This is a genomic window from Microbacterium esteraromaticum (assembly GCF_017303215.1).
Classification (GTDB): Bacteria; Actinomycetota; Actinomycetes; order Actinomycetales; family Microbacteriaceae; genus Microbacterium; species Microbacterium esteraromaticum_C.
Genome location: NZ_JAEMWU010000001.1, coordinates 1,879,692 through 1,902,422 on the forward strand (window position 1 = coordinate 1,879,692; position 22,731 = coordinate 1,902,422).

A 22,731-nucleotide genomic window follows, 5' to 3' on the forward strand; every position below is an offset into this window, starting at 1 on the left:
CGCGCACCGTGAGTATCGAGCACTCACGGCACAGCTGAGCAGCACGGCAGCAGAACCGCCCGCGGCACCTGCCCGAACAGCGGCAACGGATTGACGTACTCCCCGTCGACGCGCACCCCGATGTGCATCGCGCCGCGCACGGTGTGACCCCCCTCGGCGACCGCACCGATCACGGCGCCCGCGGTGACGACGTCGCCGGGCGCCAGCGATGACGACACCGGTTCCCAGGTGCTGACGCATCCGGACCCGTGGTCGATGGTCACCAGCGGACGATCCACCACGGTGCCGCGGAATGCCACCACGCCACCCGCCGGAGCATGCACATCCGCACCCGGGACGACGGCGATGTCCATACCGCGGTGGCCCGGCCCGTAGTCATGCGCCGGTGCTCGGAACGGCTCGACGACGCGCCGCGCACCGCCTACCGGCCACCGCCACGGAAAGCCCGGCGGCGCCTCGACATCGGTATCGGCGGCTGCGGCAGCATCCGCCCCACGGGCCGCGTCGGCAGCAATCGCCGGGCCGACCACGGCGGCGTCGGCGCGCACCGTTCCCACGCCGCCGAAACCCAGCATGACGCCGATGAGCGTGACCCGCAGCAGCAGGAGCATCCGGCCGTCCGCGCGTCTCCGCTGCCGCACAGGCGTGCGGATGGGGGAACGGCGGGTTGAGAGGGGAACGCGAGACGGTGGGCGCATCCGTCCACCCTGCCCGCACTGCACCGCGGTGCGAGCGCTACTTCCGGCGGCGGTGGACAACTGTCCCGGCCAGCCGTTCTGGGGACGACAGGCTCGCCGCCGAATCTCACACCAAGCGGTAGCCGACCCCGCGCACGGTCTCGATCAGATCCGACCCGAGCTTCTGACGCAGATAACCGATGTACACGTCGGCGACGTTCGACCCCGGATCGAAGTCGTAACCCCACACGCGACTGAGCAGCTGCTCACGGCTGAGCACCTGTCCAGCGTGTCGCACCAGCTCTTCGGCCAGGGCGAACTCGCGGGCCGACAGCTCGACATCGTGCTCACCGATACGGGCGCGTCTGCTGCGCACATCCAGGTGGAGCTCGCCGTGGCTGAGATCCAGCGATGCACCCGGCGCGTCCCGCCGCATGCGCAGGCGAATGCGAGCGAGTAACTCGTCGAAACGGAACGGCTTGCCGAGGTAGTCATCGGCGCCACCCTCCAGACCCGCGATCGTGTCGTGCAACTCGACGCGGGCGGTGAGCATGATCACGGGCAGGGTCGAGCCCGAACCGCGCAGCTGCTCCAGAACGTGAAAGCCGTCGAAACCGGGCAGGTTCACATCGAGCACGAGAAGGTCGAACTCGTCGGTGAGCGCCAACGCGAGCGCGTCGGGGCCGGTCGCGGCAACCCGGGTGGCGAACCCCGCCGCGCGCAATCCCTTGTCGATGAACCCCGAGATGCGGGGTTCATCGTCGGCGATGAGGATGGATGCCATCGTCACTCCTTCTCGGCCGGCACGACGCCAGCGGGTGATGCTTCGCGATCGATCTGCGCCTCGTCGACCGGCCCGCGTGGCAAGCGGATCGTGAACAGGGCCCCGCCGCCCGCGGCGTCGTCAACGCGGACCGTGCCGCCGTGTGCGTGAGCGATCAGGCGCACGATGTTGAGGCCAAGCCCGCTGCCGTTGACGCCGTCTGAGGTGGCCGCGCGACGGAACCGCTCGAAGATCTCGTCTTTGTCTTCGTCGGGAACACCGGGGCCGAAGTCGCGCACCCACAGTTCGACATGCCGTCCGGTCAGTCTGCTGCCGAGCACGATGCGGCCACCACCGTAGGCGACGGCGTTCTGCGCGAGCTGCAGCATCGCCTGGGTGATGCGGGCGGCATCGATCATCGCCGTTCCGCGCGCACGCGCTCCGACGCTGATCTCGGCTCCGGTGATGCCCTGCGCCTTGCGAGCGATCTGATCGAGCAGATCGGCGAGATCCACCGAGGTCGGAGTCACGGGCGATGATCCGTGCAGCGAAGCGGCGTCGGACAGATCCTGCACAAGGCGCCCCATCCGCTCGAGCTCATCCAGTGTCAGAGCCTGAGTCGCACGCACGTCCTCGACGTCGGTCGGGTCCATGACCTCGATATGCCCGTGCACGATCGTGATCGGCGTCTTCAGTTCGTGGCCCACATCACTGAGCAGACGGCGCTGCGAATCGAGCGCCGCGTCGAGCCGATCCAGCATCGCGTTCATGGTTCGGGCGAGGTCGGCGACATCGTCGTTGCCGACAACGGGGATTCGCTCGTCCAGCGAACGCGCCGATACGCGTGTCGCGATCTCGCGCATCTGCCGCAGCGGTCGCAGCAACCGCGTGGCGACGATGCCGCCGACGGCGGCGACGAGGACGAGAGCGATGAGCGAAGCGATCACGAACACCCGTGCGGTGTCTTCGAACTCTGCCAGCTCGGCGTGGATGTCATAGACCATGACGAACACCGCGGGATCATCGCCTGTGCTGCTCTCGACGACGATGGGTGCTGCGAGGTAGCGCCAGGCGAGGTCGTCGTCGACGTACGTCCCGATGACCGGTTCACCGGCGGCGGTCTGCTCTTGGATGTACTCCGCAAACACATCCGCGCCACTCAGATCGACGTCCAGCCGGACGCCGGGGACCATGTTGATCTCGTTCGCGACCATTCCCATGACGCCGGTGTTGTCATCGGCGCTCATGCGCTCAACGACCGAGCGCAGCGCCGCGGTCGGGGTGCTCCACGGCTGACGCTCGGGAGAGTCGGATGCCACGGGCTCGCCCTCCGCGACGATGAACCTGGCGGTGTTGAGATTCGCACGCAGCCGGTCGTCCATCTGGTCGAGATCCGACTGTCGTTCGACGAAGTACACCGCGCCTCCGACGGCGAGCAGACCAAGCGCCATGGTCACGGTGATCGCGGCGACGATGCGGGTGCGCACGGAGACCACACGCGGGCGCAGCGCGCCCGCAAGACGGCTCCGGCGATTCGAGGAGTCTGCGGAGCCGGTCACCACCCCAGTATCCCGCAATCGTCACAACCCACTGACGCCCTAAGAGAGGTCTCATCGAGTCGGCGGGCGCCTCATGATGCAATGAGTGGATGCACGCTCACGCCCGATTGCACCCGTTGCACAGCGACCCCGACTTCATGCTGTTGCACGAGGCGCTCGGTGACGTTGCCGCCGAGCCCCGGGGTGACGACATGGCGCTACGCCTGATCAGCAGAGAACCCCTCGGTGAAGGTTCGGTCTCGGGTTTCGCCCCGATGACGAATTCACCGGAGCAGACCTGGTACGTGGACACGTCGCGCCTTCCTGTACGGACCGAAACAGGGCTGGCGACGGGGGATGACCTGACGCGCCCCGACGCGCGGATCTGGACGCACCCGGCGGATCCCCACCTGCCCGCCCTCGCCGCGACGGCGTTCGGACACGCGGCCAAGGCGTTGCTGTCGCGACTGGGACTCGTCGCCACGGGTGAGCTGACCATGGTCGGGTACCGTCCCGGACGCCGAGCGGTGCTGCGCGCCGCAACCGATGGTGGCGATGTCTGGCTGAAGGTCGTGCGTCCGCGGCGTCTGGACAGCATCGTGGGTGCGCACCTCGCCTGTGCGGAAGCCGGTCTGCCCGTTCCGACCCTGCGTGGCTGGGCGCCGGACGGGTTGCTTGTGCTGGACTCGGCGGTGGGTACGCCGGCGGCGGAGACCCGGTGGAGCCCCCGATCGCTGCTCGACTCGGTCGACGCGCTCCGTGCACAGATCTCGGGAGTCGTCTGGGACCGACCGGCCCCGTCGATCGCTGACCGCCTCGGCTGGTACGCGGGTCACGCAGGGGACGCCGTCGAGGTGCAGCGTCTGGTAGCGGGCATCCGAACACTGCTGGCGAACGCGACGGTGCGAGAAGACACCGTCGTGCACGGTGATATGCACTTCGGGCAGCTCTTTCTTGCAGGTGACGGCGCCGGCATCAGCGGCATGATCGACGTCGATACGCTGGGGCGCGGTGACGCGGCCGAGGACTCCGCAGCTTTCATCGCCCATGCGGTCGCGAGCGCGCGCCTCACCGGTGTAGAGCATCGTGCCCGCATCCGGGGGCTCGCCGACGCGGCGCTGGAGCGCTGGGACGACCCGCGTGTGCGCGGATTCACGGGCATCCATCTGCTCGGTCAAGCCAACAGTGCGCGGGTTCACGGCGATACGACAGGAGCGCAGACGCTGTACGCCACGGCGCAACGCATCGTCGACGGCGGCTCGGCGGGGGACCAGACCGAGGAAACATAAGAACGCCCTCATGATCTCTTTCGATACTGCTTAGGAGGGGTCGAGACGATAGATACACAGGCGGAACGACGCACGAGTCGGTCCCATGACAAGCGAAGGACTGCACGATGACGAAGAAGAAGTGGATCGCATACGGCGTCGGCGGACTGGTCGGCCTGAGCGTGATGGCCACCGCAGCGGCAGCCGCGGCTGACACGATGCGCCTGGAGACCACCGAGGGGACTGTGGTTCCCGGTGGTGAGGTGACCGAGCGCGGCGGTGTCATCGACGGTGCCACCGTGCACCTTCAGCAGACGAACTCGTCGGTCACCGTCGTCAGCGCGCCGAGCGCGGTGACCGTGGCATCCGTAGCATCCGCCGCCTCCCCCTACTCTGCACCCAGCGCCGACTCGGCGCCCAGCGTCGCATCCGCCCCGTCGGCTGTCTCTCCGCCGAGCGTCGCCTCGGCAGCGTCGGCGGCATCGGTGGCGTCCGCAGCATCGGACTGACTTCGGTTGCAGAGCGAGCGAGCCCCGGGAACTCTCCCGGGGCTCGCTCGTGTCATCTGGGAGTGAGGGCGATCCTGTACACTGGGAAGGCACCTCGAAGTCGGGGTGACTACGCGTGCCCATAGCGAGTCTCTTCGCGGCATCCACTCCCAGCGGTCCTGCTCTACGGCAGGCGGGTGTGCGCCGGGCACCAGGATCGTCGGTCGCAAGGCCGACGAAAACAACCTCAACGGCGCCACGCGCCAGAACCAGGAGACGACCATGGCTGTGGTCACCATCCGCCAGCTGCTCGACAGCGGCGTTCACTTCGGACACCAGACGCGTCGGTGGAACCCGAAGGTCAAGCGCTTCATCCTCACCGAGCGCAGCGGCATCCACATCATCGACCTGCAGCAGTCGCTGGCGTACATCGACAACGCATACGACTTCGTCAAGGAGACGGTCGCGCGCGGCGGCACGATCCTGTTCGTCGGCACCAAGAAGCAGGCGCAGGAGATCCTCGCCGAGCAGGCCGAGCGCGTCGGTCAGCCCTTCGTCAACCAGCGCTGGCTGGGTGGCCTCCTCACCAACTTCTCGACGATCGCCAAGCGCCTCGCTCGTATGAAGGAGCTCGAGGAGCTCGACTACGAGAACCCGGCAGCATCCGGCTTCACCAAGAAGGAGCTGCTGCTCAAGAAGCGCGAGCTCGACAAGCTGCACAAGTCGCTCGGTGGTATCCGCAACCTGTCGAAGACCCCTTCGGCGCTCTGGGTCGTCGACGCCAAGCGCGAGCACCTCGCCATCGACGAGGCGAAGAAGCTGGGTATCCCGGTCATCGGCATCCTCGACACCAACGCCGACCCGGACGACTTCCAGTACCCGATCCCCGGCAACGACGACGCGATCCGCTCGGTCTCGCTGCTGACGCGCATCATCGCCGACGCTGCCGCTGAGGGCCTGCAGCAGAAGCACAACCCCGAGGCCGGCGACGCCGAGCCGCTCGCCGAGTGGGAGCGCGAGCTTCTCGAGACCGGCGCCGAGGCTGCTTCGACCGAAGAGACCCCCGCCGAGGCTCCGGCCGCGGACGAGGCTCCGGCCGAGACTGCCGCCGACGCCAAGTAAGCCACCCCGTACGCACAGACACGAAGCAAGGAGCCACCACAATGGCCAACTTCACCATCGCCGACATCAAGGCACTGCGCGAGCAGCTCGGCACCGGAATGGTCGACACCAAGAAGGCGCTCGAAGAGGCTGACGGAGACGTCGCGAAGGCCACTGAGATCCTGCGCCTGAAGGGCGCCAAGGGCAACGCGAAGCGCGCCGACCGCTCGACGAGCGAGGGCCTGATCGCCGCTCGCGAGACCGAGAACGGCGTGACGCTGATCGAGCTCGCCTGCGAGACCGACTTCGTCGCTAAGAACGAGCGCTTCATCGCTCTGGCCGACAAGGTTGCCGACGCGCTTGCTGCCGTCGGTGCCGACTCGCTGGAGGCTGCTCTCGCCGCCTCGGCGGGCGACCAGACCGTCGAGCAGCTGATCTCGGACGAGGCCGCCATCATCGGCGAGAAGGTCGAACTGCGTCGCGTCCGCACCCTGAAGGGTGACGCGTACTCGGTCTACCTGCACCGCACCAGCAAGGACCTGCCGCCGCAGATCGGTGTTGTCGTCGCCTACTCGGGTGACGACGCGGACACCGCGCGCAGCATTGCCCAGCACATCTCGTTCGCGAACCCCTCGTACCTCACGCGTGAGGACGTGCCGGCGGCCGACGTCGAGAAGGAGCGGGAGATCGTCACCGAGATCTCGCGCAACGAGGGCAAGCCCGAGGCGGCTCTGCCGAAGATCGTCGAGGGCCGCGTGACCGCTTACTTCAAGCAGGTCGCGCTCCTCGAGCAGGACTACGCGAAGGACAACAAGCTGTCCGTGGCGCAGGTCGCGAAGGACGCCGGCATCGCCGTCACCGACTTCGCGCGCTTCAAGGTCGGCGCGTAACTTCCTTCAAGGGGGTTCGGATCCACACGATCCGAACCCCCTTATTCATGCCCATGAGGCGCTATCTTGAGACGGGATGAGAGGACACACCCCATGACTGAACGCACCGGACGCCGTCGCGTCCTTCTGAAGCTCTCCGGCGAGGCATTCGGCGGCGGACAGCTCGGCGTCAACCCCGACGTCGTAGGCCAGATCGCTCGCGACATCGCGGCGGCTGTCGATCGGGTCGAGGTCGCCATCGTCGTCGGCGGGGGCAACTTCTTCCGCGGTGCGGAGCTGAGCCAGCGTGGAATGGACCGTGGGCGCGCCGACTACATGGGCATGCTCGGGACCGTCATGAACGCACTCGCCCTGCAGGACTTCTTGGAGCAGGCAGGTGCGGCGACGCGCGTGCAGTCGGCGATCTCGATGACGCAGGTCGCTGAGTCGTACATTCCGCTGCGCGCGGAGCGCCACATGGAGAAGGGGCGCGTCGTCATCTTCGGCGCTGGCGCCGGCCTCCCGTACTTCTCGACCGACACCGTCGCGGCGCAGCGAGCGCTCGAGATCCGCGCTGATGAGGTGCTCGTCGCGAAGAACGGCGTCGACGCGATCTACACCGCGGACCCGCACAAGGACGCCAGTGCGGAGCGCATCGACCGCGTGACGTACCGCGATGCGCTGCAGCGCGGTCTCAAGGTGGTCGACTCGACCGCCTTCAGCCTGTGCATGGACAACAACATGGACATGCGCGTGTTCGGGATGGAGCCCGCGGGCAACGTCACCCGGGCACTGCTGGGCGAGCAGATCGGCACGCTCGTCACCTCCTGACGGTTCGTCGCTCGCGAATCGGCGCGCACGCGCCGGATAGAATTGCTGAAACCCCCGACCTAAGGAGCCCCCGTGATCGCGGATGTCCTCACTGATACCACTGCACGAATGACGCGCGCGGTCGACGCCGCCAAAGAGGACTTCGCCACGGTGCGCACCGGTCGTGCCAACCCGCAGCTGTTCCAGAAGCTGATGGTGGACTACTACGGCTCGCCGACGCCGATCGCGCAGCTCGCCTCGATGGCCAACCCCGAAGCGCGAACGCTCATCGTCACGCCGTACGACAAGAGCGCTCTCAAGGCGATCGAGCAGGCTATCCGCGACATGCCGAACCTGGGTGCGAACCCGACCAACGACGGCAACATCGTTCGCGTGACGATGCCTGAGCTGACGGAAGAGCGCCGCAAGGAGTACGTCAAGCTCGTTCGCTCCAAGGGCGAGGATGCCAAGGTGCAGCTGCGCGGCATCCGCCGGAAGGCGAAGGACCAGCTCGATGCGCTCAAGGCCGAGGTGGGCGAGGACGAGATCGCGCGGGGTGAGAAAGAGCTGGATGCTCTCACCCGTCAGCACGTCGATGCCGTCGACGAGGCGCTCAAGCGCAAAGAGGCAGAGCTCCTCGAGGTCTGATCCATGCCTGGTGATAGCGACTCCGAGGAACGTCCGCTCACGCGGCGTGAAGCACGCATGAGCGAGCAGTCCTCGTCCCCGGAGGCCCCGGAGGCCGCTGCTTCGTCGGCGGAAGACACCGACACGCCGGTGCGCGGCACGAAACCGGTCGCACCGGCGGCGGTGCCGCTCACCGACGCTGCCTTTCCGGCGTTCGACGCGAGCAGCGTGCCGCCCCGGCCGCCGATGCCTGATTCGACGACGCCGCGGTCCGGTGCCGACGAAGAGCACCACCACGATCACAACGTGATCCGTGACCAGTGGCGCGCGGCGCGGGATGAGATCGAGTCGCAGGTATCGCAGGCACGAGAGCAGTTCGACCAGGCGAACGAACGTATCAAGCAGCGCACGGGCCGCGATCTGATCGTGGCGATCCTCATCGGTGTTGCGATCGGTGCGGTGCTGCTTGCCTCGCTGCTGTTCAACAAGGTGCTGTTCGTTCCGTTCGCGGTTGCGGCAGGCCTGCTGGCCACCTACGAGATCTCGCGCGCGCTGCGCGCGGGTGGGCGACGGATCGACGTCGTCCCGCAACTGCTCGGTGGCGCAGCGATACTGCTCGTCGGATACTTCACGACGCTGTGGGTCAGTTGGGTCGTGCTGTTCGCTGCTATCGCGTTCGTCGCGGTCTGGCGAATGGTCGCACAGATGGTCGCGCAGGATGGCCGTACCTATGGCGACGTTCTCGCCGACGTGCTGGTGAGCGCGTTCGTGCAGGTGTACGTTCCGTTCCTCACGTCCATGGCCCTGATCCTGCTCAGTCGCGACAACGGCGAATGGTGGGTGCTGTCCTTCGTGGCGATCGCCGTGGCGGCAGACACCTGCGCGTACGCGTCAGGGCTGGCGTTCGGCAAGCATCCGATGGCGCCGCGCATCAGCCCGAAGAAGACCTGGGAGGGGTTCGCAGGGGCTGTGGCCGGTGCTCTGCTCGTGGGTGTGCTGATGTCGATCTTCGCACTCCACCTGCCCTGGTGGGCAGGGCTCATCCTCGGCGGGTCGATCCTGCTGTCGGCAACGCTGGGAGATCTGGGCGAATCGATGCTCAAACGCGATCTCGGCATCAAGGACATGAGCTCCTGGTTGCCCGGTCACGGCGGAGTGCTCGACCGGTTGGACAGCCTGTTGCCTTCGACGGTCCCGGCTCTGGCGCTGTCGTTCCTGCTCGCACCGTGGATCGGAGCATGATGAGAGACGATGACGCTGTTTCGACGCCTACTGAGGAGGCGCCTGCGGCGTTCCCCCTGACGTCCGGCCGCACTCGGGGGTATCACCGCGCCGCGGTCGACACCTTTCTCGAGTCGGCGCGTGCCGCGTTCGAGAGCGGACGCGCGGACTTCGGTGCTGCGGACGTGCGGTCGGCATCGTTCCCATTGGTGAAGCACGGCTATGTCGTCTCCGACGTCGATGCCGCTCTTGCCCGTGTGGAAGATGCGTTCGCTGCGCGATCGCGTGAGCGCACGGTGCACCAGAGCGGGGTCGATGCATGGGTCGCCGGTGCGCGCGAGGAAGCGCAGATCGTGCTCGACCGTCTCAGCCGCCCGGCGGGCCAGCGGTTCGCCCGTACCGGCTTCCTCACTTTCGGGTACCGCATCGACGAGGTCGATCATGCGGCCGACCGGATCGCTGCTTTTCTGCGCGACGGCGACGCGCTGACCGTTGCGCAGGTGCGTGGCGCCGCGTTCCGCATGCAGCGCGGCGGTTATCGCGAGGAACAGGTGGATGCTGTGCTTGATGCCACCATCGAGGTGATGCTCGCTGTCCGTTGACGCGTTCATCGATGATTCAGACAAGTGCGCATAGACTGGTGCCCATCGTGACTCCCGATAACCAATTGATCTCGAAGCGACCTGTATCGCAGCGGCCGAAGGCGTCCCGCCCTCAGCGGCGCCGTGGGAAGACGCTACTGGCAGGCCTCGCGGTCGTTGGGCTGTCCGCGGCGATGATCGCCCCGACAGGCATGGCGATGGCAGAGCCTCAGACGCAGGAGGCGCCGCTGACGGCGTTCTCGGTGGCCGCCGGTGAGACGCAGAGCATTGCGGTCAGCGCGGACGGCGCGAAGATCGAGGCGATGGTGCGCAGCGGCTTCGACGTGTATGTGAAGCCCAAGCCGAAGCCGAAGCCCGCCCCGGTTGCCGCATCCACCAGCGGAGGCGGAGGCGGAGGCGGTAGCGCCGCGCCGCCGCGCTACTCGGGCGGCGGTTCGAAGCAGGATTGGATGACGGCAGCGGGCATCGCGCAGTCCGACTGGGGATACGTCGACTACATCGTCTCGCGCGAGAGCGGATGGAATCCTAACGCGACCAACCCGTCTTCGGGGGCATGCGGTCTGGTGCAGGCGCTGCCGTGCAGCAAGGTGCCGGGGAACGGATACAACCCGGTCGATAACCTCCGCTGGGGCAACGGCTATGCGACCGGGCGCTACGGCAGCTGGGCTGCGGCGTACGATTTCTGGACCCGCAACCACTGGTGGTAATCCACCGGCATGGCACGTTCACGCAAGAGAAGACCCGAGCGTTCTGACGCCGAGGACTCTTTCCAGCGCCTGTTGGCGGGTTGGAAGCGAACCGAGACCCGGCGAGGCCGCGAATGGGTCGTACAGCCCGTTTCCGCGGTACAGGCTGTCAAGGACTACACGTGTCCGGGATGCCACCGCGCGATCGTCCCGCAGACGGCGCATGTCGTGGTCTGGCGCGCGGACGGCGTTCTGGGTGAGACGGCTGACCTGGCGGCTCGACGGCATTGGCACACGCAGTGCTGGCGCATCGCTTGAGACGAGGTGCTACAGCTAGCGGCTGTCCATCCGTGGGATGACGACCTGTCGGTAGATGATCAGAATGCTGGCCGCGACCGGGATGGCGATCAGTGCGCCCAGCAGACCGAGTAGTGCGCCGCCGGACAGCGCGGCGATCACCACGACGGCACCGGGCACCGATACGGCACGGCTCATGATGCGCGGTGCGATGAAGTACGCCTCGACCTGCATGTAGATCAGATAGTAGATGGCGGCCGCCAGTGCGGTGGCGGGGGAGCCCACCCCGGGCAGCAGGCACGCGAGCACGATGATTGTCGACCCGGTGAGCGTTCCCACGAGCGGGATCAGCGAGAAGAAAAACGCGATGACGGCGAGCACGGCGGTGAAGGGTGCGTCGATGATCGACAGATAGATCGCGCTGAGGATGCCATTGATGACCCCGAGCGACACCTGGCCCATGACGTAGTGCCCGACGGAGTCAGTGATCTGATCGGCGATATCGATGAAGCGCTCACGCTTCGACGCCGGCACCAGCTGATACACCGAGCTCTTGAGCGACGGTGTCGACGCCGTCAGATAGATTGTCAGCACGAGCACGATGAAGGCGCCGAACAGTCCGGCCAGAACCGCTCCGCCGACGACGAGCACGCCCGCGCCGATGGTCTCCGTCCAGTCGGCGACAGTGCTCTGCCAGTCCTCGCGCTCCATCCAGTCGGTGACGTACGCGAAGACGTCGTCAACAGCGAGATTCGGGAACGTATCGGTCATCCACTGTTTCAATGAGTCGATCGTGCGTTCACCGTTCTGTACGAGAGGCGTCATCTGCTCGACCAGCTGCGAGATCTGTTCGATCAGCACCGGCAGCACGATGAGAACCACGGCGGCGAAAATGCTCAGCACGGCGAGTATCGTCACGACGACGGCCGCCCAACGAGGCAGACCGCGCCGTTCGAGCATGCTGACGACCGGATCCAGGCCCAGGCTCAGGAACAGTGCGGTTCCGATGTAGAGGATCACCGTCGACAGCGTCTGCATGCTCGTCAGGATCAGAATGCCCAGCCCCACCCCGAGGGTCGCCACGAGCGCGGTGCGGAACGTGTTGTGGATCTTCATTGCTCTCCTGATCGCCGTGCAGAGAAGCCTAATCGCTCGCGTTCCGTACGACGCGCGACGGGCCGACTCAGACGCGTGCCCGCGCCTCGTGGGCAACGCACAGGTGGTTTCGCTAAAATCGGAAGCCGAACGGAGACCATCGGCGAATGCCCGGGGTCACGTAAGGAGCTGATTCGTGCGTTTCGTATGGGCCGTCGTGGCCTTCGTGCTGGCCACGGTTCTCATCGGAGCCGGGATCGCCCAGGACACCATCTTCAAGGGGCCTTCTGCCGAGCAGATGGAGCTCAGTGTGAGCGAACCCGCTCCATTTGTGCTCGTCGATGCCGAAGTGCTCGCGTCACGCGAAGGACTGCAGACGATGATCGTCACCGGCGAGGGTGACATCTTCGTGGCGTACGGACGCACCGCCGACATGGAGGCGTGGCTCTCGGATGCTGAGTACACTCACGTCACGCTCACGGCGGAGGGTGAACCGGAGTCCACTGTCGTGGATGCGGCGCAGGAGCCTGCCGTCGGTGGGGAGACCGCTGGGCGTAGTCCGGTCGGCTCTGATCTCTGGCTGGATTCGTTCAGTGAGCAGGAGAAGCTGGTCACCGAACTGCAGCTCACCGAGGGACACAGTGTGCTCATCGCCCGTGACGGTGTGGAACCGGCACCCGAGAACATCCTGATCTCCTGGCCGCTCGACAACAGCACTCCGATGGTCGGCCCGCTCATGACGGCCGGCGGCGTGTTGCTCGTCGTCGGTCTGGTGCTGTATATCCTCGCCATCCGGCACCAGCGGCGAGGTCGTGGCCCCCGCCGCAAGGGCGTCGGCCCTCTGCCCGAGACGCAGCCGATCAGCGTGGCTGATTCTGCAGCAGCGGCAGCGATCGATGGCGGCGTCCAGGCGCCGACAGACCCGTCACAGGGCAGCGACCGGGCCTCCGGTGGGGAACGCGCACAGCAGAGCCGTTCCGCCACCAAGCGGCGCCTTGCCATCGGTCTGCCCGCGCTGGCGATGACCGCTGTCCTTGCTACCGGGTGCACGGCGGACTCGTGGCCCGAGTTGGGCGCTGGCACGCCCACACCCACCCCCACACCGACGATCGTCACGCCCGAGGACCAGAAGCCGCCCGTGGTCAGCGAGAAGCAGGGCCAGCGGATCGTGTCTGAGATCGCAGCGACCGTCGCACAGGCGGATGCTGATCTCGATATCGATCTGGCTGAGACGCGCCTGAGCGGGCCGGCTTTGGAGAGCCGTCGCACCGAGTACGTGCTGCGCGACAAGATCGCTGAGCGTGAGGGAACATTGACGGCGCCGCGCGACAAGGTGCGGATCCTGTTGCCCGAGGCTACGGACAGTTGGCCCCGCACGGTTCTGGTGCTGACAGCTTCGGAAGAGGACGACACGGTGCCTCCCGTGTTGCTGACCATGACGCAGGCCGACCCGTGGGCACCCTACAAGGTTGCCGAGATGGCCGACATGCCGGCCTCTTCGGAGTTCCCTGACGTCGCGCCGGCGTGGCTGGGTGCTACGCGTGTGCCCACCGAGTCGCCGTTCCTGTCGTTGCCGCCGGCAGAGCTGGCAGACGCTTTCGCCGACTACGTCGATGCCGGCGACAAGAGCGAGTACGCTGGCATGTTCGATGAGATGTCGCAGGCTCTCGCCCAGACCATCCGGGACAGTCGAGCCGCTGTGGTGCAGGGGCTGAAGGACAAGGATGCCGCAGAGACCTCCAAGGCCGCCTTCGATATGACCGGCTCGACCGACGAGCCGCTTTCGATGGCGACGCTGGACAGCGGCGCGGTGGTCGCCGTGAGTGTTCTCGACACCGAGCGGATCACGCCGACCAACAAGGACGCCGTGATCAGGATCGGCGACAATGAAGAGGCGAAGGTCTTGACCGGCGCTAAGGAATCGGCGAAGGGTTTCGAGACGACCTACGCGATCCAGCTGTTCTTCGCCGTTCCGGCACAGGGCTCGAATGAGCAGATCCGTCTGCTCGCGTACGACCAGGACCTCCTCAGCGTGAAGGTGATCAAGTGACCGAAATCTCTGCCGCGGCTCTCCGCGGAGCTGTCGACCTCTCTTCTCTGCGCGGACGTGACACGCAGCCGACGTCCGACGCCACCGCCGCTGCATCGGCGGCCGCCCCGGGCGTCGTCGTCGATGTCACGGACGCCGCGTTCGGCGAGATCCTCGAGCTCTCGCGTACCGTTCCCGTGGTCGTCGATCTGTGGGCTGAATGGTGTGGCCCGTGCAAGCAGCTCAGCCCGATCATCGAGAAGGTGACCCGCGAGCAGAATGGTCGCGTCGTGCTCGCCAAGGTGGATGTCGATGCCAACCCGCAGATCGCGCAGGCGTTCCGTGCGCAGTCCATTCCGATGGTTGTGGCTCTGATCGGCGGGCAGCCGGTGCCGATGTTCACCGGCGCCGTCCCCGAGGAGCAGGTGCGCGAGGTCTTCGCTCGGCTGCTCGAAGTGGCCGCGCAGAATGGCGTGACCGGGAGCGTCCCGGCGGACGGCGCCGAAGCCGACGAACAAGCCGTCGAGCCGGAAGAGGCGCCGTTGCCGCCGCTGCACGCGGAGGCGTTCGAGGCCATTGAGGCCGGCGACTACCCGCGGGCGATCACCGCTTACGAGAAGGCACTGGCAGAGAATCCGCGTGACGAAGAGGCCAAGGCCGGCCTCGGGCAGGTGCGTCTCCTCGACCGCGTCCAGGGACTGGACCTGCAGCAGGTGCGTGCGGCTGCTGCTGCCGCTCCGGCCGACGTCGACGCCCAGTTCGCGGTGGCCGATATGGACATCGCCGGGGGACACGTCGACGATGCGTTCGGTCGACTGCTCGACCTTTTCGTCGCATCCGATGGTGACGACCGACCGCGCGTGCGCGCACGCCTCGTCGAGCTGTTCGACCTGGTCGGACCCGCCGACCCGCGCGTGGCGTCCGCACGCACGCGCCTGGCATCGCTGCTCTTCTGAGCTCGACTCATCACCACTGACTGGGCGTCGGCAGGTGCGGCTCGGGCTGATACCGGAACCACAGCGTCGACAGTGCAGGAAGAGTGACCGTCGCGATAGCGGGCGCGTCATCGGCATCCTTGTGCGCTGAAATCATCCCGAGGTTGCCGGTGTCGCTGCCACCGTACTCGGCGGCATCCGTGTTCATCACTTCCTGCCAGGCGCCAGGAACGGGCAGCGCGAGGCGGTAGCCGGTGCGGACCACGCCGGCGAAGTTGGTGACCACCGCGAGGCGTCCGCCGTGCGCATCCCGACGCTCGAACGCGATAACGCTGGGATCCCATGTCGGCGCACCCAGGCGCGAGAACGAGGTGCCGTCATTGTCGCGCTCCCACAGCGGCGACTGCGCACGGTACACCTCATTGAGCGCCCCGACGAAGTGCTGAAGCTGCCGGTGGGAGGGCTGATCCAGTAGCCACCAGTCGAGCTCGCGGTCGACGGACCATTCGGCGATCTGTCCGAACTCCTGTCCCATGAACAGCAGCTTCTTGCCGGGGTGCCCCCACATGTGCCCGAGGTAGGCTCGCACGTTCGCGAGCTTGTGCGCATGGTCGCCCGGCATCCGTGAGACGAGGCTTCCCTTGCCGTGCACGACCTCGTCGTGGCTGATCGGCAGCATGTAGTTCTCACCGAAGGCGTAGACGAACGAGAAGGTGATCTCGCCTTCGTGGTGCGAGCGGTGCACCGGATCGCGCTGCATGTACTGCAGCGAGTCGTTCATCCAGCCCATGTTCCACTTGAAGCCGAAGCCCAGTCCGGCGTGGTCGGTGCGGGCGGTGACCCCGGGGAATGCCGTCGACTCCTCGGCGATCATCACCACGCCCTTGTGCAGTCGGTAGGCGGTGGCGTTGACCTCTTGCAGAAAGCGGATCGCCTCAAGGTTCTCGCGCCCGCCGTGCACGTTCGGTTCCCATTCGCCGTCGTTGCGGGAGTAATCCAGATACAGCATCGAGGCGACCGCGTCGACACGCAGACCATCGACGTGGAACTCGCTGAGCCAGTACAGCGCGTTCGCAACGAGGAAGTTGCGCACCTCGTTGCGTCCGTAGTCGAAGATCAGCGTGCCCCAGTCCTGGTGCTCGCCGCGTCGTGGGTCCGCATGCTCGTACAGCGCGCGTCCGTCGAACTGCGCGAGGGCGAAGGCGTCCTTGGGAAAGTGCCCTGGCACCCAGTCCATGATCACGCCGATGCCGGCCTGGTGCAGTTGGTCGATCAGGTAGCGCAGGTCATCGGGGGAGCCGTAGCGGCTGGTCGCGGCGTAGTACCCGCTCACCTGGTAGCCCCAGGAACCGCCGAATGGATGCTCAGCCAGCGGCATGAACTCCACGTGGGTGAAGCCGGTTGCCTGCACGTGCTCGATCAGGGGAGCGGCGGCGTCGCGGTAGCCGAGACCACCGCGCCACGAGCCGAGGTGTACCTCGTACACCGACATCGGCTGGGCGACCGCGTGCCGTGCCGCACGCCGGGTGAGCCAGGCGTGGTCGCCCCACTGGTAGGCACTGAGCGCGACGACGGATGCTGTCGCGGGTGGCAGCTCTGCCTGCTGAGCCATCGGATCGGCTTTGAGCACCCAGTCGCCGTCCGGCGTGAGGATCTCGTACTTGTACCGGCTGCCGACTCCGACGCCGGGGATGAACAGCTCCCAGATGCCGCTCGCCCCCATCGACCGCATGGCGTGGCCTTCACCGTTCCACTCGTTCCAGTCGCCGCACACGCGCACGGCCTGCGCGTTGGGCGCCCAGACGGCGAAGTCGACGCCGGTGTCACCGTCGAACACCCGCGGATGGGCACCGAGCACCTCCCAGAGCCGTTCGTGGCGGCCTTCGGCGATCAGGTGCAGGTCGAGGTCGCCGATCGCCGGCAGGTGGCGATAGGGATCGCCGGCGAGGGCCTCGTCATGCCCGGCGTAGGTGGTGGCGATGCGGTACGGCACAGGCGGGCCGGGGTGGGTTCCCTCCCAGATGCCGTGCGCCGTGTGGCTGAGATCCATGCGATCTCCGTCGGCGAACACCACGGTGACCGATTCGGCGAGCGGCCGTCGGGTGCGGATCACCGTGCTGGTTCGCCCGACGGCGTCGGTCATCGGATGAGCGCCCAGCAGTCGATGCGGATCGTGGTGCGTGCCGCCGGCGGCCTTTCGCCACTCGTCGGAAACGGAGACGCTGTCGGTGTGACTCATGATCGCTCCTTCACCTTCAGGATGTGCACCGGCTCGGCGAAGGCGTCGAGCCGCACATAGTTGTGGTCGTTCCAGGTCCAGACCGCTCCGGTCAACAGGTCTTCGACCTCATAGTCGTCACCGGGCTCGATTCCCCAGATGCGGGTGTCGAGGTGCACGGTCGTCTCGCGCACCGAGTGTGGGTCGACGTTGGCGACGATGATCAGGGTGTCCGCGGTGCCGGTGCCGGTGAAAGCGGCATCCAGGTGCTTGGAGTACACGAGCACGGCATCGTCGTCGCTCCAGTGCATCGACAGGTTGCGCAGCTGCCCGAGCGCCGGGTGCGCGTGACGGATCGCGTTGAGCCTGCGCAGCAGCGGCGCGAGTGACTCGCCGCGTTGTTCGGCGCCGTCCCAGTCGCGGAACTTGTATTCGTACTTCTCGTTGTCGATGTTCTCTTCAGAGCCGGGGCGCGCCACGTTCTCGATGAGCTCGTACCCGGCATACACGCCCCAGACGGGTCCTGCCGTTGCGGCGATGCATGCGCGGATGCGGTAGGCGGCGCGACCACCGAACTGCAGGTACTCGGTCAGGATGTCGTGCGTGTTCACGAACAGGTTCGGGCGCATGTAGTCGCTGGTCTCGTGCGACACCGAGGTGAGGAACTCCTCGAGCTCGGTCTTGGTGTTGCGCCAGGTGAAGTACGAGTAGCTCTGTTGGAACCCGATCGCGGCGAGCGCGCGCATGACCGCGGGGCGGGTGAACGCCTCGGCGAGGAAGATGACGTCGGGGTCGCGTCGGCCCACCTCGGCGATCAACCACTCCCAGAACTGCAGTGGCTTGGTGTGCGGGTTGTCGACGCGGAAGATCTTCACTCCGAGATCGACCCAGTGCATGACGACGCGCAGCATCTCGGCGTAGATCCCGGCGGGATCGTTGTCGAAGTTGAGCGGGTAGATGTCCTGGTACTTCTTCGGCGGGTTCTCGGCGTACGCGATCGTGCCGTCGGGAAGGGTCGTGAACCACTCGGGGTGCTCGGTGACCCAGGGGTGGTCGGGGGAGGCCTGCAGGGCGAGATCGAGGGCGACCTCGAGGCTGGCGGTGCGCGCCGCGCGCACGAATGCCCGGAAGTCCTTCTCGGTGCCAAGGTCGGGGTGGATCGCGTCGTGTCCGCCGTCGGCTGAGCCGATGGCGTACGGCGATCCGGGGTCGCCCGGCTCTGTGGTGAGCGTGTTGTTGCGACCCTTGCGGTTGGTCGTGCCGATCGGGTGGATCGGCACGAGGTAGATGACGTCGAATCCCATGTCGGCGACGGCGGGTAGCCGCTTGGCGGCCGTGCGCAGGGTGCCGCTGCGTACCGATCCGTCCTTGCGGCGCACAGCGCCTTCAGAGCGGGGGAAGAACTCGTACCACGCGCTGACGCCCGCGAGCTCGCGGTCGACGCGAAGCGTCAGCCACTCGGTGTGCGATCCGAGCGACGCGTGCGGTCGGGCGGCGAACGCGGATGCCAGTCGCTGATCGATCGCCGTGGCGTGCAGGGCGTCGGCATCCGCTGTGGAGAGGGCGCGAGCGGCCTTCTTCAGCATCCGGCGTTCGGCGTCGGGACGGTCGGTCTCGGATGCCGCAGCGGTGAGCAGCGCGTTGCCCAGCTGGCTCATCACGGTGACGTCGATGCCCGCCTCGGCCTTGACGGCGGCGTCGTGCGCCCAGGTCGCGAAGTCGTCGGCGAAGGACTCGAAGCGATACTGCCAGTCGCCCTGTCGGTCCAGGGCGATCCGGGTTCGCCAGCGGTCGGTGCCATCGGCCAACGCCGTCAGCCGGTGCAGAGTCTCGTTGCCGGCAGGGTCGGTCAACCGCAGGTGCACGCCAATGCGGTCGTGCCCCTCGCGGAAGGCAACCACATCGAACGGCACCACCTCACCCACGAAGGCCTTGGCCGGGTGACCGTGGGGCACGCGCGGTGCGGGGTCGAACAGGGGCAGTCGGCCGACCGTGCCGCCGATCACCGGAGTGTCGACCGCAGGGCGTGCGGGGATGAGTGCGGGGCTTCTCAGCCCCGCGGATTCTTGAGCCGTCGGTGCCGCCACACTGAGAATGTACCGCGCTCCGGGGCGGGATTGCACCGCGCCGTCACGCGGGCCGCGTTCCGGGGCCAGACAGGGTCACTCCACGCGGAACAACTGCATCGACGTGCCGGTGATCGGCAGCACGTCACCGGGTGCATACCGGCGCTCCACGTCGGTCGGTGACTCGTCTGCGCTCGACCACAGCGAGACGAACGAGGTGGCGTTCTCGATGTTGTCGGGCAGGCGCACGTCGATCGGCGCTTCATTGCCGTGCACGATCAACAGGATCCGGTTGCTCTCACCGTCGTGAGGAACGCTGGCGGCGACGTACTGCAGTGTGCGGTGCCGTGGATCGTTCCACTGCTCCGCGGCCATCGTCTGGCCGTTCTGGTCGTACCAGTCCATCTCGGAAGCCTCGGGCACATGCTCGCCGAGTCGGGCGTACCGTGCGGGACGCAGCGCCGGATTCTCGGCGCGCAGCCGGGTCAGGAGCGAGATATGCGCGTGCAGATCCTGTTGCCAGGGTTCGTGCTCCCAGCTCAGCCACGTGAGTGCGGAATCGTGACAGTAGGCGTTGTTGTTGCCGCGCTGGGTGCGGCCGAACTCATCGCCGGCCGTGATCATCGGAATGCCCGCCGACAACAGCAGGGTGCCCATGAGATTGCGCATGGCCTTGCGGCGTGCGGCGAGCACGTTCGGACGGTCGGTCTCGCCCTCGACGCCGTGGTTGAAGGAACGATTCACGTCGGCGCCGTCACGGTTGTGCTCGCCGTTGGCGTCGTTGTGCTTCACGTCGTACGAGACGAGGTCGTGCAGGGTGAACCCGTCGTGTGCCGTGACGAAGTTGATGCTCGCCAGCGGGCCGCGCTCTTCGCTGTACGTGTTCGCCGAACCAGCGAGGCGGTTGGCGAAGCCACCGACGCCGACCGGTGCCGAGGCCCGGCGGGCGTAGTCGATGTCGCTGAGCCAGAAGTTGCGCGCGCGATCTCGGTAGCGGTCGTTCCATTCGCTCCAGCCGGGCGGGAAGTTGCCGGTCTGCCAGCCGCCCATTCCGACGTCCCAGGGCTCGGCGATGAGCTTGACGTCCTGTAGCGCGGGGTCGTCGCGGATGGCGAGCAACAAAGGGTGCTGCGGGTCGTACTCGTGCGAGGCGTTGCGCCCGAGCGCTGCGGCGAGATCGAAGCGAAAGCCGTCGATCTGCACCTCGTTGGCCCAGTAGCGCAGTGAGTCGAGCACCAGCCGGGCTGCGGCGTCGGTGGCAGTGTTGACCGTGTTGCCGACGCCCGTGGTGTCGATGTACGCGCCGTCTGCCTGCTGGCGGTAGTAGCCGGCGTTGTCGATGCCGCGCAGGCTGGAGCGTGGCCCCCCGATGCCTTCTTCGCTGGTGTGGTTGTAGACGACGTCCAGGATCACCTCGAGGCCGGCCTCGTGCAGCCGTTTGACCATGCCCTTGAACTCGGCGAGTACGGCTTCGGGGCCCGCGTTGCGGCTGGCCTCGGTGGCGTAGGCGGTGTGCGGTGTGAAGAAGTTCAGGGTGTTGTAGCCCCAATAGTTGGTCAGGCCGCGTTCGAGCAGTCGTGGTTCGGGCACGAACGCCTGCACGGGGAGCAGCTCGACGGCGGTGACGCCCAGGTCGCGCAGATAGTCGATCATCACGGGGTGCGCGAGTCCTGCGTAGGTGCCGTGCAACGCGGCGGGCACTTCGGGATGGCGCTTCGTGAGGCCCTTCAGATGCCCCTCGTAGATGACGGTCTCTTCGAGCGGCGTGCGCGGTTTGCCGACGCCCTCCCAATCGAACCCGTCGGCGATGACTACGGAGCGCCATTCCTGGTATCCGGAGCCCTCGGCGAGGCCGCGCGCATAGGGATCGAGCAGCAGGGTTTCGGGGTTGAAGACGTTGCCGGGCCCGTGCGGGCCGTCCACCCGGAGCGCGTAGCGGGCGCCCGGCTGCAGCAGTTCGGTGGTCGCCTCCCACACGCCGCCGGCGCGGCGGACGAGGGGCAGGGTCGCCGTCTCCCAGTCCAGGTCGTACTCGTCGAAGAGAACGAGCTCGATGGATGACGCGTTCTGCGACCACACCCGGAGAGTGCCAACGCCGTCGTGCAGGCGCACGCCGAGGTCATCGAGGGTGGGACCGCTGAAGGAGGGCGTGCGGGTCGCGGGCATGGGGAACAGCCTAGAGGCGCCGGGTGCACGGCGGTGAATCCCCTTGGGGGCTCCGGTGAACCGCTCCCGACGTGGACGCGGTGGAAGAATGAGAGGGTGCGGTACTACCTGGATCATGCGGCCACCACTCCGCTGCGCCAAGAGGCGCGCGACGCTTGGCTGAGCGCGACCCAGGTCGTCGGCAATGCGGCGTCCACGCACGCCGCCGGTCAGGACGCCAGGCGGTTGCTGGAGGAGTCGCGCGAGCGCGCGGCGGCCGTGCTCGACTGCGAACCGATCGAGGTCGTGTTCACCTCGGGTGGCACCGAGTCGATCAACACGGCGCTGCACGGTCTGTGGCGTTCGCGTGCGGCAGGATCGGATGCCATCGTGCTGCCTGATGGTGAGCATCACGCCACCATGGACACGGTTGCTGCGCTGGCGGCGGGGGATGCCGCCGATTCGGCGGTGGTGCGCAGCACCCCGATTGATGAGCTCGGACGCATTCGCCTCGACGCATTCGCGCAGGCGCTGCCTGGCGCCGCGCTGGCGACGGCGCTGGTCGCGAACAACGAGGTCGGCACGGTCAATGATGCCTCTGCTCTGGCCGCCGCCGCGGGAGCTGCGCACGTGCCGCTGCATCTGGATGCCGTGGCCGCCTGCGGCCACCTGCCGCTGTCGTTTCGCGGGCTGCGCGGGAATGCTCCGCCCGGGGCTGGCCTGGTGGCCATGAGCGTCGCAGGCCACAAGATCGGCGCACCGGTCGGCACGGGCGCGCTCATGGTCGCGCGCAGCGCGCACATCGCGCCGCTGCTGCACGGCGGCGGTCAACAGCGCGGGCTGCGTGCCGGGACGCAGGACGTCGCCGGAGCCGCCGCGTTCGCGGAGGCGCTCGAGGCGGCGGAGCGCGAGCGCGTTGACGAGCACGCACGGCTGAGCGCTCTGCGCGACCGACTGGTCACGGGCATCCGCTCCGTCGTGCCGTCGTCGGTGCTACTCGGCGATGCGGACGACCGACTCCCCGGCAACGCGCATCTGCTCTTTCCCGGCGCGGTGGGCGAGAGCCTGCTGTTCCTTCTCGATATGGCCGGCATCTCGGCATCCACGGGGTCGGCGTGCCAGGCCGGCGTGGCCGAGCCGTCGCACGTCGTGATGGCGATGGGGCGCGGCGAGTCCGACGCGCGCAGCGTGCTGCGCTTCACGCTGGGGCGATCCTCGACGGATGCCGATGTCGATGCGGTTCTCGCCGTGATCGCCGATTCCGTTCACCGCGCCTCTCCAGCCGGCCGCTCGTAG

At 67.2% G+C, this 22,731-nt stretch carries 20 protein-coding genes; 13 read left to right on the top strand and 7 right to left on the bottom strand.

From position 1 onward, the window contains the following. Positions 1-23: 23 nt before the first annotated feature. From JF543_RS08630 to JF543_RS14625, 3 genes are all read right to left on the bottom strand, one after another. Positions 24-611 (bottom strand): murein hydrolase activator EnvC family protein, encoded by a 588-nt coding sequence (locus tag JF543_RS08630; protein ID WP_242519422.1) that lies wholly within the window; start codon positions 609-611, stop codon positions 24-26. Between the two features lie 193 nt (positions 612-804). Next, positions 805-1,461: a response regulator transcription factor gene (locus tag JF543_RS08635; protein ID WP_179410972.1), complete on the bottom strand. Its 657-nt coding sequence runs from the start codon at positions 1,459-1,461 to the stop codon at positions 805-807. Positions 1,462-1,463: 2 nt separating this feature from the next. Beyond that, entirely contained in the window at positions 1,464-2,999 is a 1,536-nt protein-coding gene (locus JF543_RS14625; protein WP_179410971.1) for an ATP-binding protein, read from the bottom strand. Positions 3,000-3,088: 89 nt separating this feature from the next. Here JF543_RS14625 and JF543_RS08645 point away from each other — a divergent pair, with 89 nt between their 5' ends. The 10 genes from JF543_RS08645 to JF543_RS14400 all read left to right on the top strand — a co-directional run bounded on the left by JF543_RS08645 (position 3,089) and on the right by JF543_RS14400 (position 10,968). Next, positions 3,089-4,267, top strand: a complete 1,179-nt coding sequence (locus JF543_RS08645) for a phosphotransferase (RefSeq protein ID WP_206823772.1) — start codon at positions 3,089-3,091, stop codon at positions 4,265-4,267. Positions 4,268-4,374: 107 nt separating this feature from the next. Beyond that, positions 4,375-4,755 carry a hypothetical protein gene (locus tag JF543_RS08650; protein WP_206823773.1) on the top strand — a complete coding sequence of 127 codons (381 nt, stop codon included), beginning with the start codon at positions 4,375-4,377 and terminating at the stop codon, positions 4,753-4,755. A gap of 261 nt (positions 4,756-5,016) precedes the next feature. Continuing rightward, positions 5,017-5,856, top strand: coding sequence for a 30S ribosomal protein S2 (gene rpsB / locus JF543_RS08655; protein WP_179410968.1), 840 nt, complete (start codon positions 5,017-5,019; stop codon positions 5,854-5,856). A gap of 41 nt (positions 5,857-5,897) precedes the next feature. Beyond that, positions 5,898-6,725 (top strand): translation elongation factor Ts, encoded by an 828-nt coding sequence (gene tsf, locus JF543_RS08660; protein ID WP_179410967.1) that lies wholly within the window; start codon positions 5,898-5,900, stop codon positions 6,723-6,725. Between the two features lie 93 nt (positions 6,726-6,818). After that, positions 6,819-7,535, top strand: coding sequence for a UMP kinase (pyrH, locus tag JF543_RS08665; protein ID WP_179410966.1), 717 nt, complete (start codon positions 6,819-6,821; stop codon positions 7,533-7,535). A gap of 72 nt (positions 7,536-7,607) precedes the next feature. After that, a complete protein-coding gene (gene frr, locus JF543_RS08670) occupies positions 7,608-8,162 on the top strand; it encodes a ribosome recycling factor (RefSeq protein WP_179410965.1) in 555 nt (184 codons plus the stop codon). Between the two features lie 57 nt (positions 8,163-8,219). After that, positions 8,220-9,383: a phosphatidate cytidylyltransferase gene (locus tag JF543_RS08675; RefSeq protein ID WP_242519423.1), complete on the top strand. Its 1,164-nt coding sequence runs from the start codon at positions 8,220-8,222 to the stop codon at positions 9,381-9,383. Next, positions 9,380-9,964, top strand: a complete 585-nt coding sequence (locus JF543_RS08680; RefSeq protein ID WP_242519424.1) for a DivIVA domain-containing protein — start codon at positions 9,380-9,382, stop codon at positions 9,962-9,964. Before JF543_RS08675 ends, JF543_RS08680 begins: the two co-directional genes overlap by 4 nt. Before the next feature lie 173 nt (positions 9,965-10,137). Then, positions 10,138-10,671 (top strand): transglycosylase SLT domain-containing protein, encoded by a 534-nt coding sequence (locus JF543_RS08685; RefSeq protein ID WP_242522212.1) that lies wholly within the window; start codon positions 10,138-10,140, stop codon positions 10,669-10,671. 9 nt (positions 10,672-10,680) lie between these two features. Beyond that, positions 10,681-10,968 carry a hypothetical protein gene (locus JF543_RS14400; RefSeq protein WP_224817786.1) on the top strand — a complete coding sequence of 96 codons (288 nt, stop codon included), beginning with the start codon at positions 10,681-10,683 and terminating at the stop codon, positions 10,966-10,968. 15 nt (positions 10,969-10,983) lie between these two features. Here the strand turns inward: JF543_RS14400 and JF543_RS08690 are convergent, their stop codons facing one another. After that, positions 10,984-12,063 (bottom strand): AI-2E family transporter, encoded by a 1,080-nt coding sequence (locus JF543_RS08690; RefSeq protein ID WP_179410964.1) that lies wholly within the window; start codon positions 12,061-12,063, stop codon positions 10,984-10,986. 175 nt (positions 12,064-12,238) lie between these two features. On the opposite strand from JF543_RS08690, the gene JF543_RS08695 reads away from it, so the two are divergent. Next, positions 12,239-14,092 (top strand): glycosyl transferase, encoded by a 1,854-nt coding sequence (locus JF543_RS08695; RefSeq protein WP_179410963.1) that lies wholly within the window; start codon positions 12,239-12,241, stop codon positions 14,090-14,092. Then, a complete protein-coding gene (locus JF543_RS08700) occupies positions 14,089-15,027 on the top strand; it encodes a tetratricopeptide repeat protein (protein ID WP_179410962.1) in 939 nt (312 codons plus the stop codon). Before JF543_RS08695 ends, JF543_RS08700 begins: the two co-directional genes overlap by 4 nt. A 10-nt stretch (positions 15,028-15,037) precedes the next feature. Here the strand turns inward: JF543_RS08700 and glgB are convergent, their stop codons facing one another. From glgB to glgX, 3 genes are all read right to left on the bottom strand, one after another. Further along, positions 15,038-17,245 carry a 1,4-alpha-glucan branching protein GlgB gene (glgB, locus tag JF543_RS08705; protein ID WP_179410961.1) on the bottom strand — a complete coding sequence of 736 codons (2,208 nt, stop codon included), beginning with the start codon at positions 17,243-17,245 and terminating at the stop codon, positions 15,038-15,040. Beyond that, positions 17,242-19,311, bottom strand: a complete 2,070-nt coding sequence (locus JF543_RS08710) for a maltotransferase domain-containing protein (protein WP_179410960.1) — start codon at positions 19,309-19,311, stop codon at positions 17,242-17,244. The genes glgB and JF543_RS08710 overlap by 4 nt, the downstream gene beginning before the upstream one ends. 75 nt (positions 19,312-19,386) lie before the next feature. Next, on the bottom strand, positions 19,387-21,456 hold the full coding sequence (glgX, locus tag JF543_RS08715) for a glycogen debranching protein GlgX (RefSeq protein ID WP_206823775.1): 2,070 nt from the start codon (positions 21,454-21,456) through the stop codon (positions 19,387-19,389). Between the two features lie 96 nt (positions 21,457-21,552). Here glgX and JF543_RS08720 point away from each other — a divergent pair, with 96 nt between their 5' ends. Next, a complete protein-coding gene (locus JF543_RS08720; RefSeq protein WP_206823776.1) occupies positions 21,553-22,731 on the top strand; it encodes an aminotransferase class V-fold PLP-dependent enzyme in 1,179 nt (392 codons plus the stop codon).